We start from the raw sequence: 16,103 nt of genomic DNA, 5'->3' as shown, positions 1-16,103 counted from the left end.
ATGGACGCGATCAACCAGCCTTTGCTCAGCGTGCGCGACCTCTCGGTGGCCTTCCACCAGGGGGCGCCACCACGCTCGCGGTCGACAAGGTCTCGTTCCAGATCAAGCGCGGCGAGTGCCTGGCGCTGGTCGGCGAGTCCGGCTCCGGCAAGTCGGTCAGCGCGCTCTCGATTCTCAAGCTCTTGCCCTATCCAAATGCCTCGCATCCCTCGGGCAGCATCCACTTCAAGGGCCAGGAACTGATCGACCGGTCGGAGCAGGAGATGCGGGAGGTTCGCGGCAGCGACATCTCGATCATCTTCCAGGAGCCGATGACCTCGCTCAACCCGCTGCATACGATCGAGGCGCAGATCGGCGAGATCATTCAGCTGCACAATCCGACCAGCAATGCCGAGGCGCGCAGGCGGACGCTGGAATTGCTCACGCAGGTCGGCATTCCCGAGCCTGAAACGCGGCTGAAGAGCTATCCGCACCAGCTCTCCGGCGGCCAGCGCCAGCGCGTGATGATCGCGATGGCGCTCGCCAACGAGCCGGACCTCCTGATCGCGGACGAGCCGACCACGGCGCTCGACGTTACCGTGCAGGCGCAGATCCTGACGCTGCTCGCAGAGATCCGCGGCCGGCTCGGCATGAGCTTGCTCTTCATCACCCACGATCTCGGCATCGTGCGCCGCATCGCCGACCAGGTCTGCGTCATGAAGGGGGGCGAGATCGTCGAGCAGGGGCCGGTCGAGCAGGTCTTCAAGACCCCGAAGCATCCCTATACGCGCGACCTGCTCGCCGCGGAGCCGAAGCCGGATCCGGCGCCGCCGCAGCCGGATGCCCCGGTGGTGATGTCAGCCGACGACCTGAAGGTCTGGTTCCCGATCAAGCGGGGGCTGATGCGCAAGACGGTCGGTCACATCAAGGCGGTCGACGGCGTCAGCATCGCTGTGCGCAAGGGCGAGACGCTCGGCGTCGTCGGCGAGTCCGGCTCGGGCAAGACCACGCTGGGGCTCGCGTTGCTGCGGCTGATCTCCTCGAACGGACGCATTGTGTTCCTGGGAAAAGATATCCAGGGCCTGCGCTTCAAGGAGATGCGGCCGTTCCGGCGCGACATGCAGATCGTGTTCCAGGATCCGTTCGGCTCGCTCAGCCCGCGCATGTCGGTCGCCGACATCGTCGCCGAAGGCCTCACCGTGCATCAGCCGCAGCTCTCGCGAGGCGAGCGGGAGGAGCGTGTCGTCAAGGCGCTCGAGGACGTCGGACTGAAACCGGATACTCGCCACCGTTATCCGCATGAATTCTCCGGCGGCCAGCGCCAGCGCATCAGCATCGCGCGGGCGGTGGTGCTGGAGCCGGATTTCGTCGTCCTGGACGAGCCGACCAGTGCGCTCGACATGCTGATTCAGGCGCAGATGGTCGATCTGCTGCGTGAATTGCAGCGCCGGCGCGATCTCACTTACATGTTCATCTCGCACGATCTGCGCGTCGTCGCCTCGCTCGCCAGCCATCTGATCGTGATGCGTGGCGGCAAGGTGGTCGAGGAAGGCCAGGCCGCCGAGCTCTTCAAGAACCCGAAGACGGGTTACACGCGCGCGCTGTTTGCGGCGGCGTTCCGGCTGGAGACGGCGGAGAACGGGTCCGCGGCGACGTAGCCTCCGTCAGAGCCGCTTGATCGCGGCGACCTCGCTGCCGGCTTGCTTGATCCTTGCGATTGCCGGCTCGATCGGCTCGATCACCGTTGCCATGTGATGCGCATTGGCGTGAACCATGGTGCTGCCATCGCGGACGATGGCGACATGACCTTTCCAGAAAATGAGATCGCCGCGCAGCAAGCTGCTTTGCTCATGGGGCTCCAGCGCGCGGCCGAGGCCGGCCTGCTGCATGTCGCTGTCGCGCGGGCAGCCGATGCCCGCCGATGTCAGCGACATCTGGACCAGGCCGGAGCAATCGACGCCAAGGCTGCTCTTGCCACCCCAGAGATAGGGCGTGCCGACGAAACGCTCGGCGACTGCGACGAAATCCGGCTCGCAATGACCAAGCGGGGCGAGATGGGCCTTCGGCAGATAGTGTCCGTCGCGTGTCACGGCGAAGCTGCCGTCCTCGCGTGCAACCGCGATCTTCGATCCCATCACCAGCGTGTCTGCTGGCGGCAGCTTGATCGAGGGACCGGGGAAGGCAAAGGTTCGTAAAGCACTGACCATATGGGTCGGCGCGGCCGCGGGCTTCATGAGCGCTGCGTCCGGCAGCCAGCCGACATAGCCGTCACCTGAAAGTTGACCCCATGCCCAGCCTTCGCCGTTGCGGTCGTAAACCGTGACGCCCTCGCCGCGCAACGCTTGTGTCATTAGCATCGCGTTCGACGACGGCTGCTCGCGCACGGGCGCGATCGCCTCGATGATCTCGAATTCCTCGCCCGTGACGAAACGATCCGCCTGCACCTTGCTTTCGAGGTATTTCGCGGCGATGTCGCCGCGCGACGGTGTCAGCCTTGGATCGTATCTTGGATCGTGACTTGGATCGTGGCTTAGATCGTGTTCTGGATCACGCATAGCGCTCGCTCAGCAATGTGTAGATCGCGCGCGCGGCCTGGCACTCGCCGCCCTCGGGGCGTGCGGGCTTCGCCGACGGCGTCCAGCCGTAGATGTCGACATGCAGCCAGCTCCTGGCATGCTCGACGAAGCGTTGCAGGAACAGCGCGCAAATGATCGAGCCGGCAAAGCCGCCTGATGGTGCGTTGGTGATAGTGGCGGTCTTGGAGTCCAGCCACGCATCGTATGGCGGCCACAGTGGCATGCGCCACAACGGATCGTTCTCCTCGCCGCGCATCGTGCGACGTCAGCGGCAAGCGTCTCATCATTGGTGTAAAAGGGCGGTAAATCCGGCCCCAGCGCGACGCGTGCCGCTCCCGTCAACGTGCCGAGATCGATCAGCAGGTCCGGCTTTTCCTCGTCCGCAAGCGCCAGCGCGTCGGCGAGCACCAGCCGCCCCTCTGCGTCCGTATTGCCGATCTCGACCGTGATGCCCTTGCGCGAGGTGAAGATGTCGAGCGGGCGGAAGGCATTGCCCGCGACCGCGTTCTCCACGGCCGGAATCAGCACGCGCAGTCGCACCTTCAGCTTCGCATCCATCACCATGCGCGCCAGCGCCAGCACGTTGGCGGCGCCGCCCATGTCCTTCTTCATGATCAGCATGCCGCTCGGAGGCTTCAAGTCGAGCCCGCCGGTGTCAAAGCAGACGCCCTTGCCGACCAGCGTCACCTTGGGATGAGCCGGGTCGCCCCAGCCAATGTCGATCAGCCGCGGCGCGCGGCTAGATGCCATGCCGACGGCGTGGATCAGTGGAAAATTCGTCTTTAAGTCGTCACCGATGGTGCAGGCAAAGCTTGCGCCGAATTCGGCGGCGAGATCCTGCGCGGCTGCGGCCAGCTCCTCCGGCCCCATGTCGTTGGCCGGCGTGTTGATGAGGTCGCGCGCCAGCATTGCGGCGTCCGCCATGCGGTTGATGTCAGTCGCGTCGACGCCGTCGGGGGGAACGAGGCTGACCTCGGGGCGATCGGCCTTGCGGTACCGGGCGAAGCGGTAGCTGCCGAGCGCGAAGGCGAGTGAGGCGAGCCGTGCATCGTGCGGTGCATTGGCGAAGCGATAGATGCCCGGCGGCAGCAGGCCGGGCAGGGCGCCCGGTCGGAACAGGTCGCGCGATTTTGCACCCTCGTCCTCGAGCCCGAACAGCACTTGCGCGATCGCGCCATCGGGCGCGGGCAGCGCGAGATAGCCGCCCGGCTTTGCGGTAAAGGCGCTCGCAGTGGCGAACTGGCGTTGCGCCGCCGGTAGCCCCTCGGCGACCTGATCCCAGCTCGACTTGGTGACGAAGGTGATCGGGATGGCGGTAGGCGACGTCTCGAAGACAGAAGGCATTGGCGGGTCCGGATCGTCAGATCGAGCGGGTCATACGAACGGACGAGATTTCGCAGAGTTTTGCCGCCGCCGCAATCAGCTTTGCTGCCACCGTTCGGCGGTCCGCTACTCGCAGCAAAGGGGCCATGCTAGGTTCCGGCAACGGCCGTCAGGTGTGCAGATCTCCGGCGGCCGACGACAAAGCCGGCCGGGAGGAAATGCAATGGAATTTGTGTGGAGCGTGGTCACATTCATCGGGCAGGCGGTCGAGGCGATTTTTGGCTATGTCGAGCATCATCATTGGATATTCGCGTTCCTTGCCGGCGGTTACGTCTTCTATCTCCACGACCGCTCCGTTCACGCGCGGTTCGATGCATTGGACAAGCGCATCGATGAAATTCGCAAGAGGCTCGCTATCGAATATTGATCGGGTGAGCGAAACCACGGGCGAGCCCCGTCTCATGCCGAGGACACGATCCACGCGAGCGGCCGCAGGGCTTTACTAGCGCTGCGGTTGTGGCATTATTGCCCAATATTTTAGATTGTGTCGTACGGTTCTGCACGGAGTGCAACAACAGGGGATGGGGTCAATTCTTACCCGGCTCATCATGGCCCGGGCTGATTGATACCGGACTGAACCTGATCGTCGAAGGCATTTCTCTCATCGTTTGCGCGGCGCGGCATTCGCAAATAAGCGACGCAAAATGGATAGATCGTTCGTCATCGTACAGATTTCCGACCTGCATCTGGACGGGTCTGGTCGACTGCTTGCGACCATCGAGACGCTCAATGCCGCAATTCGCGAGAGGATGGCGGACTTCGCGGATGTTCCCGATCGCATCCTGCTGATCACCGGCGATATCGTGGACGACCCGACGCCGCCTGCGCTCGACGAAGCGCTCGCCGTCATTGCGTCCTTCCGGCAGACCGGGCTGTTCACCGACATTCAGGCAATTGCCGGCAATCACGACGTCAAGCGCCCGAGCCGGCGTGCAGGCCGCCACGACGTATATGATTACCTGCATTTGCCGCGAACCTCGAAGAGCGTCTACTACCGTCAGGCCGGTCTCGATCTGGTGCTGCTGGATTCCAATCGCGCGAGCCTCACGACGCTCGCGAGCGGCAATGTCGACCAGAGTGCCTATAACGCCATGGTTTCGGATGCCGCGCGGCTGAGCGCCGAGCTCGCGGGCAGCCTCGGGTCTGGCGGCCGCGCCGATTATGCCGAGCCGGTGGAAAACCTCGTACGTGTGCTGGCGCTGCATCATCATCCACTGCCGCAGGCGACCGGAGAAGGAAAGCGGTTTCTCGGCGTGCCTGACGAGCCGCTGATGTATCTCGCCGCGCCCGCGACCTTCCTCGAGGCGGCGACATCGCTCAACGTCGATCTGGTTCTGCACGGACACCGGCATGTCGAGGGGCTGACGCGCTATTCGATTCCCAATCCGCGCACCACGTCGAACGAGAGCGATGAAGCATTCTGGCGCACGATCTACGTCCTGTCCTGTCCGTCATCGACCGGGCAGGCCGGTGACGACGCCGGCTTCAACGTCATTCATTTCGGCCCGATGTCCGACCCGATGTCCCATGGCGGCCGCACAGAGTATCACTTCGCGATCACCCGCTACTCACGTCCGCGCAAGGATGGTGTCTTCAGGCCGCTCGATTCCAACCTGCCGCACGGCGTCGTCAGACTGCCGGCCGGACGGGATTTTTCCCGAGATCCGGCCGTCCAATCGGGCATCGAGATCGACGCATGCACCACGCTGAAACGGAATCAGGTCGCAGCATTCGCGCGCCGGCTCCTGCTGCGCCGCGCCTTCTATGCCGACGACGAGGTGGATTGGGCCAATTTGCTCCACGTCTATCTCCTGACCTCTCATGTCTGGGCCGATCTGGAAAGCAAGTTCTCGAGATCCGCACGCAAGCATGATGTCGAGGCCGCGGTGACGTCACTACTGCGCCGACTGATCGAGCAATCTGCAAATGTGCTCGGCATCGACGACGTTCAGCTCGACGAGCTCCGCGCGAGGCGTCTGGTCAATCGTGACGATCTTCGACGCGAATTGCCGAGGGTCGTGCGTCCGGGCATCGATGTCGAGATCGAGACGCGGCAACGACTGCAATTGCTGCGGGACCTGAACGAGCAGGCGAAGGCGCTCGGCCTCGATGCGGGTCTCGGCGGCGAGGTGCCGCCGCAGGCGCCGCAGTGACGGGCTCGGGCCGGGAGCATTAACCGGCCGTTAGGGTTAACAGTCTATTGCTGGCGCGTTCGGCTCGATCAATCGGCTCGAGAGTCAAAGCGTCATGCGTCAACGGTTCAGTCGTGAACGGTTAAGTCTTGCCCGGCTTCTTGCGTCCACCTCGCTGGTCGCAGCGGTGGCCATGGGCCTCGGCGGCTGCACGGCGGTGTCGAAACTCTCCGACGTCACGGGCTCGGTCGGGCCGCGGGCGGAAGCCGCTCCCACCGATCCCGCGCGCGCTGCTGAAGTCTATGGCGAGCGCTATCGTGCCAATCCCAAGGACGCCGACGCGGCCCTCGCCTACGGCCAGGCCCTGCGCGCCAACGGCCAGCGCGCCCAGGCTGCCGCCGTGCTCGAGCAGGCGACCATCGCCAATCCCGGCAACAAGGCGCTGATGGCCCAATACGGCCGCGCGCTCTCCGACAACGGCAATTTCCAGCAAGCCTTCGACGTGCTGTCGAAGGCGCATTCGCCCGATAACCCGGATTGGCGCCTGCTCTCGGTGCAGGGTACCGCGCTCGATCAGATGGGTCGTCACGAGGAAGCGCGCTCCTATTATGCGAGTGCGCTCAAGATCGCGCCTGGCGATCCCGGCGTGCTCTCCAATCTCGGCCTGTCCTACATGTTGTCGAGAGATCTGCCGAAGGCCGAAGACGCGCTGCGCCAAGCCTATGCCTCGCCGCACGCAAGCGCGCGGGTGCGGCAGAATCTCGGTCTTGTCGTCGGTCTCCAGGGCCGCTTCGCCGAAGCCGAGACCATCGTGAAGGCGGACCTGCCGCCGGACCAGGCTACGGCCAATGTCGCCTATCTCAAGGAAATGTTGACCCGCAGCGACGTCCGGCGTGGTGCGCCGAAGCGGACGCCGGTCGCCTCGCTCGGCCAGCCCGACTGATCAGACGTGATCTTCCGATCTTGATCTTCCAATCTTGAAGGCATCCTCGGACCGTACGCGGTCCACGTCTAAGGTCATTGCATCTCGGTGACCTTGATGCCAGTCGGTCCAAGGATGACGACGAACAGCACCGGCAGGAAGAACAGGATCATCGGTACCGTCAGCTTCGGCGGCAGTGCCGCGGCCTTTTTCTCGGCTTCGTTCATGCGCATGTCGCGGTTTTCCTGCGCCATCACCCGCAAGGATTGGCCGAGCGGGGTGCCGTAACGCTCCGCCTGCTGGAGCGCGAGACATACCGACTTGACGCCCTCGAGCCCGGTGCGCCGCGCGAGGTTCTCGTAGGCGACCTTGCGATCCTGCAAATACGATAGCTCGGCCGTGGTCAGGGTGAACTCCTCCGACAGCGCGATCGACTGGCCCACGATTTCGACTGCGACCTTCCGGAACGCCATCTCAACCGACATGCCGGATTCGATGCAGATCAGGAGCAGGTCGAGCGCATCGGGAAAGGCGCGCTTGATCGAGAGTTGGCGCTTGGAGATCGCGTTCCTGAGAAACAGCATCGGCGCCTGAAGTCCGAGATAGGCCGCACCGACGCAGATGCCGATCTTGATCGGCATGGACTGCTGCATATGCGCGATCAGGAACACGTAGACGACCGAACCGACGAACAGCACGATCGGGGCAACCAGGCGGGCAAACAGGAAGGTGATGTAGGGCGCCTGGCCTCGATAGCCGGCCATGATGAGCTTGTCCCGCGCAGCTTCCTGCGCGAGCCATTTGGTCAGGTTGAAGTCATCGACGACCTTCGAGACGAGCTGCTTCGGCGTCTGGCGCAGCGAGACTTTTTCACTCTTGTGGAGGCGCTCGCGCTCGCGCTGCCGGATGCGCTCACGTTCGTTCGCCACCGCCTTCATGCGCTTGGAAAGGCCCTCGCCGGCGAACAGCGGCATCACCAGCGTATACACGGTGGCGCTGGCGGCAATGGCCGCCAGCAGCATCGTCATGAAGTGGACGTCGTGAAGTTTCGCAACGAGGAACTCTACCATAAGACACCATCAGAAGTCGAAATTGATCATCTTCTTCATCACCATGATGCCGATCGACATCCAGACGACGCAGCCGACCAGCATGAGCTGGCCGGTGGGATGAGTCCAAAGCATCGAGATGTATCCTGGCGTTGTGAGGTAGACGAGGAACATCACGATCGGCGGCAGCGAGCCGATGATGCCGGCCGAGGCCTTGGCTTCCATCGACATCGCCTGGATCTTCTCTTTCATCTTCTTGCGGTCGCGCAGCACCTTGGAGAGGTTGCCGAGCGCTTCGGAGAGGTTGCCGCCCGATTTCTGCTGGATCGAGATGACGATGCCGAAGAAATTGGCCTCGGGCAGCGGCATGCGATCGTAGAGCCGCGTGCAGGCCTCGCCGAGCGGCATGCCGATCGCCTGCGTCTCGATGATGGACAGAAACTCGGAGCGCAGCGGCTCTGGCGCGTCGGCGGCGACCACCTTGATCGATTCGAACAGCGGCAGGCCCGCCTTGATGCCGCGGACGATGACGTCGACGGCATCGGGCAAGGCGGCCAGGAACTTGTTTTCACGGCGCTTCTTCAGGAAGCCGAGCGCCCAGCGGGGCAGACCGAGTCCGCCGGCAAACGCGAAGCCGGCGGCACCGAGCAGGCCGCCGCCGATGAACAAGGCGACTGCGAACAGCACGCCCGCCACGACGGCGGACACGATCCAGAATTTCTGCGGCGCCCAATCGAGGCCGGCCTGCGACAGGCGGACACTGAGCGGTACGCTCTTCTCCTGCTGGCGCCGCGCCTCGAGATCCTTGAGCGAGGTTTCGACCTGCTCGCGGCGCGAGCGCTGCGTCTTCTCGGCGGCGCGGGCCGTGGGCGCCTCGGCCCGCGAGATGGAGGCGCGGCGGCTCTCGGCCTTCCGTTCCCCGGACAGCATTGGATAAAGGAAGACCCAGGCGAGGCCGCCGACGGTGGCGGTGGCAAGGAAGGCGAGGGCAAGGACTTGCATGTTCATGGCTGCGTTGACCTGCTCACGTCGTGGGCGCCACTTCCGCCGCGTCGAGCGCCGCGGCAAGGCGCTTCTCTTCGCCGTAATAGCGGGCGCGTTCCCAGAATTTCGGGCGGCCGATTCCGGTCGACCGGTGCCGGCCGATGATCTTGCCGTTGGCGTCCTCGCCGACCATGTCGTAGAGGAAGACGTCCTGGGTGATGATGGTGTCGCCTTCCATGCCCATCACTTCGGTGATGTGGGTGATGCGGCGCGAACCGTCGCGCAGGCGCGCGGCCTGGACGATGACGTCGATCGAGGCGCAGATCATCTCGCGGATGGTGCGTGAAGGCAGGGAGAAGCCGCCCATCGTGATCATGGATTCGCAGCGCGATAGCGCCTCGCGCGGATTGTTGGCGTGCAGCGTGCCCATCGAGCCGTCATGGCCGGTGTTCATGGCCTGGAGCAGGTCGAACGCCTCGGGTCCGCGGACTTCGCCGACGATGATGCGCTCGGGACGCATACGCAGGCAGTTGCGCACCAGCTCGCGCATGGTGACCTGGCCCTCGCCCTCGATGTTGGGCGGGCGGGTTTCCAGTCGCACCACGTGCGGCTGCTGGAGCTGGAGTTCGGCGGCGTCTTCGCAGGTGATGACGCGCTCGTCGTGCTCGATGTAGTTGGTCAGGCAGTTGAGCAACGTGGTCTTGCCCGAGCCGGTACCGCCGGAGATCAGCACGTTGCAGCGGACGCGGCCGATGATCTGGAGGATTTCCGCGCCTTCCGGCGAGATTGCGCCGAACTTGACGAGCTGATCGAGCGTCAGCTTGTCCTTCTTGAACTTGCGGATCGTGAGCGTGGGGCCGTCGATTGACAGCGGGGGCACGATGGCGTTGACGCGGGAGCCGTCGGCCAGGCGGGCGTCGCAGATCGGCGAGGATTCGTCGACGCGCCGGCCGACCTGGCTGACGATACGCTGGCAGATGTTGAGGAGCTGCTGATTGTCGCGGAAGCGGATACCGGTGCGTTGGATCTTGCCGGCGACCTCGATGTAGACGGTGTCGGCGCCGTTGACCATGATGTCGGCGATGTCGTCGCGCGACAACAGGGGCTCCAGCGGACCGTAGCCGAGGACGTCGTTGCAGATGTCGTCGAGCAGCTCTTCCTGCTCGGCGATCGACATCACGATGTTCTTGATCGCGATGATCTCGTTGACGATGTCCCGGATTTCCTCGCGCGCGGACTCCGAATCGAGCTTGGCGAGCTGGGCGAGGTCGATGGCCTCGATCAGCGCGCCGAAGATGGTCGCCTTGACCTCGTAATAATTGTCCGAGCGGCGGGCTTCCATGGTCGGCGCAGGCTTCGCCGGGGCGAGCGGCGGCGAGGAGATTGCCGGCGGCGGCGGCACGCGCGACATGGCGGGCGCCGAAGCCGGGGCAGGCTCTGGCGACACGGCACCGGGCTTCGGGGCCCGGGCGTCGGCGTCTGTTCCGCTACGCTTACCGAACACTTAAAAACTCCATGCGGCGACCTATTTTCCCCGCAACTTGTCAATCAGGGGTGAAAGCAGGGACGACTTTTGCTTCTTCGTTTCGCTGCGGCCGGTCAGGCGCTGGGCGATCTGAAGGAACATCTCGATCGACTTATGGTTGGCCGAGATCTCCGCGATCATCTGGCCGTTATTGGCCGCCGAGCCGAAGATCTGCGGCTCGAACGGAATCGAGACGACCGGCTGGCTCTCGATCGCCTTGGCGAACTCCGCCGCGGCGATTTCGGGCCGTTTCGGCACGCCGACCTGGTTCAGGCAGTAGAGCGGCGGCCGGTCGTTGGGGCGCGCGGCCTTCAGGAGATCGAACAGGTTCTTGGTGTTGCGCAAATTGGCGAGGTCGGGCGCCGCCACGATCAGGATGTCGTCCGCTCCGATCAGGGCGCGTTTCGTCCAGCCCGACCATTGGTGCGGAACGTCGAGGACGATGCAGGGCATCGTGGAGCGCAACGTGTCGAACACGGAATCGAAGGCGTCGGCGCCGAAATCGTAGACCCGGTCGAGCGTCGCCGGCGCCGCCAGCAGACTGAGGTGGTCGGTGCATTTCGACAGAAGGCGGTCGATGAAGGCGGTGTCGACGCGATCGGGTGAGAATACGGCGTCGGCAATGCCCTGCGGTGGATCCTGGTTGTAGTCGAGTCCGGCCGTGCCGAAGGCGAGGTCGAGGTCGGCGACGACCGCGTCCATCGCGAGATCGCGGGCGATCGCCCAGGCGACATTGTGGGAGATGGTTGATGCGCCGACGCCGCCCTTGGCCCCGACCACGGCGATAATGCGGCCGACGGCCTTGGCTTCCGGCGCCGAGAACAGGTTGCAGATCGAGCGCACGACGTCGATCGCGCCGACCGGCGCGAGCACGTAGTCGCTGACGCCGCGGCGGACCAGCTCGCGGTAGAGCGTGACGTCGTTGATGCGGCCGATCACGACCACGCGGGTGCCGGCATCGCAGACGGTCGCGAGATGGTCGAGCCCGCCCAGGAGGTCGTTGCGGCCGTCGCTTTCGAGCACGATCACGTTCGGCGTGGGGGCCGAGCGGTAGGCTTCCACCGCAGCCGCCATTCCGCCCATCTGGATCTTCAGATGGGCCTTGCCGAGACGGCGATCTTCACCGGCTGACTGCACGGCGGCCGCCGTTTCCACGGTCTCGCAGAAAGCCTGGACGGAAACGCGGGGCGCCGGCGCAATATGCTCCTCGACCGGTGGGAGCGATGCCTCGGACTGATCTTCTTGGGGCTGGCGAGCGTAGCTGATCATCTGCCGGTGTCGCTGAGTTTGGCCTTGTCGGCCTCAGGATAGGCGACCGCCGTCGGCATTCCCTTGCGATACTTCTCGAACGCGGCGGTCCGCCGCGGCGTGTAGGACGGCGTTTCGGGCCGCGGCTGCTCGAGATCCGACGGATTGTCGACCATCGCTGCGAGGTTGCGCTGATAGGCGCAGCCGTAATTGTAGTAGTCCTTGTTCTCGAACCAGCTCTTGTTCTTCATCGAAGGGCCGATATCTTCCGGCCACAGGCCGCAGGGACCCGCGACTGCGGCGATCTTGGAATAGGTGAGCCGGATCGGCGGCAGGAATCGCTTGTCGTCCGGCGTGTAAGAGCGGGCGTTGACGCCGTGCGGCGGAACGCCCGCCGCCGACAGCATTGCCTGGATTTCGCGCATGGTGTCCGCGACCGGACGCGCGTTGGGCGTGCCGGACGGTACGTCGATCCGGATCGCGCCGCTGCCTTCGTGCATCCAGGCCGACGCGACGCCCATCACGTCGGCGCGCTGGGCGGCGGTCAAGCCGCCGCGGGCATGGCCGACGAAGACGACGATGGAACGATTCTGCTCCTCGATCGCGATCGGATGGCGCTGCTTGTAGTCGTCGGGAATGGAGGCCGTGACCGCTTCGTCATGCTGGCAGCCGCCTAGGGCGAGCGCCATGCCGACGAGCGCGCCGCCGAGGTGGATGGCGCGCCTGCGAATCTGGGGTGGTCTAGTGATCTTCATGAAGTCCCCGTTCCGCCTCAGTCGGTGATGAAGCCGTAGGTGCCGCGGTAGTTCTTGGCCGGTTCGGTCCGGCCGGGCACGCCGTAGATCCGGTTGATGTTGCCGAGCAGTTCGGCCTGCGGATCAGCCGGTGCGGAGAAGCCATCATCCGGCCGCGACAGGTCCTTTTGCGCAACTGCGCGAACGATGTAGGGCGTCACGATCACGACCAACTCGGTCGCGTTGTTGACGAAGTCGCGGCTACGGAACAGCGTGCCGAGGACCGGGAGCTGCATCAGACCTGGCAGTCCGCTGACCGCTTGCTTGGTCTGCTGCTGGATCAGGCCAGCCATCGCCATCGCGCCGCCTGAGGGAATTTCCAGCGAGGTTTCTGCGCGGCGGGTCTTGATCGAGGGCACCGTGAGCGAGTTGACCGAGGTCGAGGTCACGGCCTGGGACAGCGTGATCGCGTTTTCGTTCGAGAGCTCGGACACCTCGGTCATTACCCGCAGGCTGATCTTGCCCTCCGTGAGAACGACGGGGGTGAAGTTGAGCGAGATGCCGAACTTCTTGAAGCTGATCTGGGTGGTACAGACGTGCGTGGTGGGGTCGCACGCATAGCCCGCAGGCACCGGAAATTCACCGCCGGCAATGAACGTTGCCGATTCACCGGAGATCGCGGTCAGGTTCGGTTCGGCCAGCGTCCGGATCACGCCCGCGGTCTCCATCGCACGCAGCGTGGCCTGCACCGACGGGGCCGCGCCGAACTTCGTGGTCAGGTTATTGCCGTCGACGAGGTTGTGGCCGAGAGCCGTGAACGGATTGGAGTTGCTGAAGCTGACGACCGAGGTGCCGTAGCTGAGGTTGGCGGTGAGGTCGATTCCGAGCTGCTTCACGATGCTGCGCTGCACTTCCGCGACCGTCACCTTGAGCATGACCTGATCGCGGCCGCGGACCACGATCGAGTTCACGACCTTCTCGGGGCCGCCGGCGAGGCGCACTGCGAGGTCGTTGGCCTGCTGGGCTTCGGCTGGATTCGCGGCCGAGCCGGTCAAGATGATGCCGTCGCCTAGCCCGTCGATCTGGATGTCTGAGTTCGGCAGGACCTGCTTCAGCGCGGCCCGCACGCCGTTGAGGTCGCGCTTGACCGCGATGTCATAGGCCGCGATCTGCTGGCCGGCGGAATCGAAGAACACGATGTTGGTCTGCCCGATCGAGGCGCCAATGATGTAGGCACGCTGCGCCGAGCGGACGACCGCGTTGGCGATCTTCGGATCGGCGACAAGCACGTCCTTGATGTCGCGCGGAAGGTCGATCACGATCGACTTGCCGATGCCGAGCGAGAGGAATCGCGCGTTCATCTGACCGTCGGCCGCAGCCTGCGCCACAGGGCGATAGTCGGCGGCGACCACAGGGGTGAGCACCGGGTTGAGCGCGAGCGCGACGGCGGCCGAAAACGACAGGGCGCGGACCACCGGGGTTCGCATCGTCGCCAAATTCGCCCTGCATTTCATGTCGACAGTCCTCATCGTGCCTTCGCCGTCGAGCTTGGGATACCGTACCGAATGATCGAAATGCCCTCGCGCTTCTGTGCGGAGTCATCGAGCGTGATCTCGCTCAGCTTGACATCGACGATGCTGCGCAGCGCCAGCGACAGCGTGCCGCTCTGGCGTGCGGAGGAGAGCGTCGCAGTCTGCGCAGGATTGAGTTCGAGAGTGACGGTCTTGCCGACCACCGCGTTCTGGCCGTCCTTCTCCTTGGGAGCCTGGTCGATGGCCAGGACGCGGATATTGGCCAGGATGATCTCGGACGTGACGACATCGGGAGCGCCGCTGCTCTGGTCCGGGTTCTTGAGACGGCGCGTCAAAAGCACGTCGACGCGGTCGTTGGGCAGGATGAAGCCGCCTGCGCCGGTTTCCGGCGAGATCTCGGTCGAGATCGCCCGCATGCCGGTGGGCAGGATTGCCGCCATGAAGCCGGAGCCTTCGGCCTTGACCAGCTTCTGGTCCCGGATCGGCTCGCCCTGGATGAAGGGAGATCGTGCGATCGAGCCGGTGACCTGGGTTACCCCCTCGGGGCGCTCGTTGCGGCGGATGAAGGTGGCGCTGGCGGTCGCGGACGGCCAGGTCTGCCATTGCACGTCTTCCGGCTTGACGGTCTGGCCGAGGCCGATGTCGTTTTTCGCGACCAGGACGTCGACGGTGGGAAGCTGCGCGACCGGAGCCGGAGGCGGTGCAGAATTGTCCGAGCCGCTCGCCAGATACGCGGCGACACCGCCGGCGCAGATGGCGACCGTCAGGACGACAATGCGTGCCCTATTCATACGCTTCACTTTCCAACAAACGCCGCGACGCTGACGCCGCCGTAATCGGCAGTTGACCAGCTATTCGTCAAAGCATGGTTAATGAGGCGTATCTAAATCGCCTTAAGGCCGGGTTTACCCGATGCGTTCAGCGCAATGCGAGGTGAGCGAGGTCGATCGCCTTCACCCATTCGGTCTCCGGGTAGACCATCAGCGCGCTCAGTGCGAGCGCGATGCCGTAGGGAATGCCGCTGTCCTTGGCGTGCAGCCGCGCGAGCCAGGTCTGGCCAGCGAGCCCGTAAGGCAGCGGCCACTGCCGGAACTGGAGCAGGAGCAGCGTCAGCGCCCCGCCGAACAGCGAGGCGTAGAGCAGGAAGTTCATCAGCTGTGCGAACCCGAACCAAAGCGCGACGGAGGCCGCCACCTTGGCATCGCCGCCACCGACCCAGCCCATCGCAAAACAGGTGAAGGCCACGACCAGGACGAGCGCGCCGGCGCCGACATGGCCCAGCATCTCGTAAGGTGCCATGCCACCGGCGAGAGCGAGCGCGAAAAAGCCGGCGACCAGCGCCAGCGATACGCGGTTGGAGATCGTCATCGTGAAGAGATCGCTTGCGGCGGCAAACGCCATCAGGGCCGGGAAGAGCAGAAGGCGCGCAAGGTCGAGGATCATGGGCTGCGTCTTGAGGCCTGGGTGTGCCGCGGAGCTGGCGTCGCCGGATTCTAGCCGGCAGTGCTAAACAAACCGAAAACGGCGGCGGCGGTCTTGAGGGGTAGAACCAGCCGAAGGCGTGCTCACCAGAGGGAGGCGATGCGTGCGGCGAGCGCGACGGTCGCAAGCAGCAGGGCCAGGCAGACCCAGTAAGCCGGCGAGCCGGTCTGCGCCGCCTCGGCCGCGTTCGCCGCGACCACGGCATCGGTTCTGTACTTGCTCAACGCCACTGGAACTCGCCGTCTTAAAAACAAAGGCCCCGGAAATCCGGGGCTTTTGCAGTCGTTGGTCGATCGCCTACTTCAGCGAGCTGCTGATCGAGGTGAACTTGGCGTTCAGCGTGGTGCCGAGATTGTTGACGACGGTGATGATGGCCAGCGCGATGCCGGCGGCAATCAGACCGTATTCGATGGCGGTGGCGCCGGATTCATCTTTCGCGAAACGCGCAATCAGGTTCTTCATGAACAAAACTCCATCTGGGGTGGGATCGCCTCGTTCGGCGGTGTGCTTGACGCAACGACCATGAGATCCGAGCTCTTTCGGGAGAGTTAATTCGA

At 64.5% G+C, this 16,103-nt stretch carries 14 protein-coding genes and 2 pseudogenes; 4 read left to right on the top strand and 12 right to left on the bottom strand.

The window, feature by feature from the left end; all coding sequences use genetic code 11:
• A pseudogene (locus AB3L03_RS13895) lies at positions 1–1,637 on the top strand (ABC transporter ATP-binding protein).
• A 6-nt stretch (positions 1,638–1,643) separates the two neighbouring features.
• On the opposite strand, the gene AB3L03_RS13890 reads toward AB3L03_RS13895, so the two are convergent.
• Positions 1,644–2,534, bottom strand: coding sequence for a C40 family peptidase (locus tag AB3L03_RS13890; RefSeq protein ID WP_368508804.1), 891 nt, complete (start codon positions 2,532–2,534; stop codon positions 1,644–1,646).
• A pseudogene (locus AB3L03_RS13885) lies at positions 2,527–3,899 on the bottom strand (M17 family metallopeptidase). Before AB3L03_RS13885 ends, AB3L03_RS13890 begins: the two are co-directional and overlap by 8 nt.
• Positions 3,900–4,101: 202 nt before the next feature.
• Here AB3L03_RS13885 and AB3L03_RS13880 point away from each other — a divergent pair.
• The 3 genes from AB3L03_RS13880 to AB3L03_RS13870 all read left to right on the top strand — a co-directional run bounded on the left by AB3L03_RS13880 (position 4,102) and on the right by AB3L03_RS13870 (position 7,013).
• Positions 4,102–4,305 (top strand): hypothetical protein, encoded by a 204-nt coding sequence (locus AB3L03_RS13880; RefSeq protein ID WP_018454690.1) that lies wholly within the window; start codon positions 4,102–4,104, stop codon positions 4,303–4,305.
• Positions 4,306–4,582: 277 nt separating this feature from the next.
• The gene (locus AB3L03_RS13875; protein ID WP_368508803.1) at positions 4,583–6,091 is read left to right on the top strand and encodes a metallophosphoesterase; all 1,509 of its coding nucleotides are present in this window, start codon (positions 4,583–4,585) and stop codon (positions 6,089–6,091) included.
• Between the two features lie 94 nt (positions 6,092–6,185).
• A complete protein-coding gene (locus AB3L03_RS13870) occupies positions 6,186–7,013 on the top strand; it encodes a tetratricopeptide repeat protein (protein ID WP_204513277.1) in 828 nt (275 codons plus the stop codon).
• Between the two features lie 74 nt (positions 7,014–7,087).
• On the opposite strand, the gene AB3L03_RS13865 is transcribed toward AB3L03_RS13870, so the two are convergent.
• From AB3L03_RS13865 to AB3L03_RS13820, 10 genes are all read right to left on the bottom strand, one after another.
• Positions 7,088–8,062 carry a type II secretion system F family protein gene (locus AB3L03_RS13865; protein WP_018454686.1) on the bottom strand — a complete coding sequence of 325 codons (975 nt, stop codon included), beginning with the start codon at positions 8,060–8,062 and terminating at the stop codon, positions 7,088–7,090.
• A gap of 9 nt (positions 8,063–8,071) precedes the next feature.
• On the bottom strand, positions 8,072–9,049 hold the full coding sequence (locus tag AB3L03_RS13860) for a type II secretion system F family protein (RefSeq protein ID WP_026232794.1): 978 nt from the start codon (positions 9,047–9,049) through the stop codon (positions 8,072–8,074).
• A gap of 16 nt (positions 9,050–9,065) precedes the next feature.
• The gene (locus AB3L03_RS13855; RefSeq protein ID WP_204513278.1) at positions 9,066–10,529 is read right to left on the bottom strand and encodes a CpaF family protein; all 1,464 of its coding nucleotides are present in this window, start codon (positions 10,527–10,529) and stop codon (positions 9,066–9,068) included.
• 21 nt (positions 10,530–10,550) lie between these two features.
• Positions 10,551–11,819 carry an AAA family ATPase gene (locus AB3L03_RS13850; protein ID WP_204513279.1) on the bottom strand — a complete coding sequence of 423 codons (1,269 nt, stop codon included), beginning with the start codon at positions 11,817–11,819 and terminating at the stop codon, positions 10,551–10,553.
• Complete coding sequence (locus AB3L03_RS13845) at positions 11,816–12,553, bottom strand: CpaD family pilus assembly protein (RefSeq protein ID WP_368508802.1); 738 nt, start codon at positions 12,551–12,553, stop codon at positions 11,816–11,818. The genes AB3L03_RS13850 and AB3L03_RS13845 overlap by 4 nt, the downstream gene beginning before the upstream one ends.
• Positions 12,554–12,570: 17 nt before the next feature.
• Entirely contained in the window at positions 12,571–14,046 is a 1,476-nt protein-coding gene (locus AB3L03_RS13840; RefSeq protein WP_026232792.1) for a type II and III secretion system protein family protein, read from the bottom strand.
• 11 nt (positions 14,047–14,057) lie between these two features.
• Complete coding sequence (gene cpaB / locus AB3L03_RS13835; RefSeq protein ID WP_018454680.1) at positions 14,058–14,855, bottom strand: Flp pilus assembly protein CpaB; 798 nt, start codon at positions 14,853–14,855, stop codon at positions 14,058–14,060.
• A 127-nt stretch (positions 14,856–14,982) separates the two neighbouring features.
• A complete protein-coding gene (locus tag AB3L03_RS13830) occupies positions 14,983–15,507 on the bottom strand; it encodes a prepilin peptidase (RefSeq protein WP_018454679.1) in 525 nt (174 codons plus the stop codon).
• A gap of 122 nt (positions 15,508–15,629) precedes the next feature.
• A complete protein-coding gene (locus AB3L03_RS13825) occupies positions 15,630–15,770 on the bottom strand; it encodes a hypothetical protein (RefSeq protein ID WP_162496356.1) in 141 nt (46 codons plus the stop codon).
• Positions 15,771–15,843: 73 nt separating this feature from the next.
• Positions 15,844–16,008, bottom strand: a complete 165-nt coding sequence (locus AB3L03_RS13820; protein WP_007599783.1) for a Flp family type IVb pilin — start codon at positions 16,006–16,008, stop codon at positions 15,844–15,846.
• Positions 16,009–16,103 lie beyond the last annotated feature (95 nt).

Origin of the sequence: Bradyrhizobium lupini (genome assembly GCF_040939785.1) — a bacterium.
Classification (GTDB): domain Bacteria; phylum Pseudomonadota; class Alphaproteobacteria; order Rhizobiales; family Xanthobacteraceae; genus Bradyrhizobium; species Bradyrhizobium canariense_D.
This window is presented reverse-complemented; position numbering and strand designations above follow the sequence as displayed.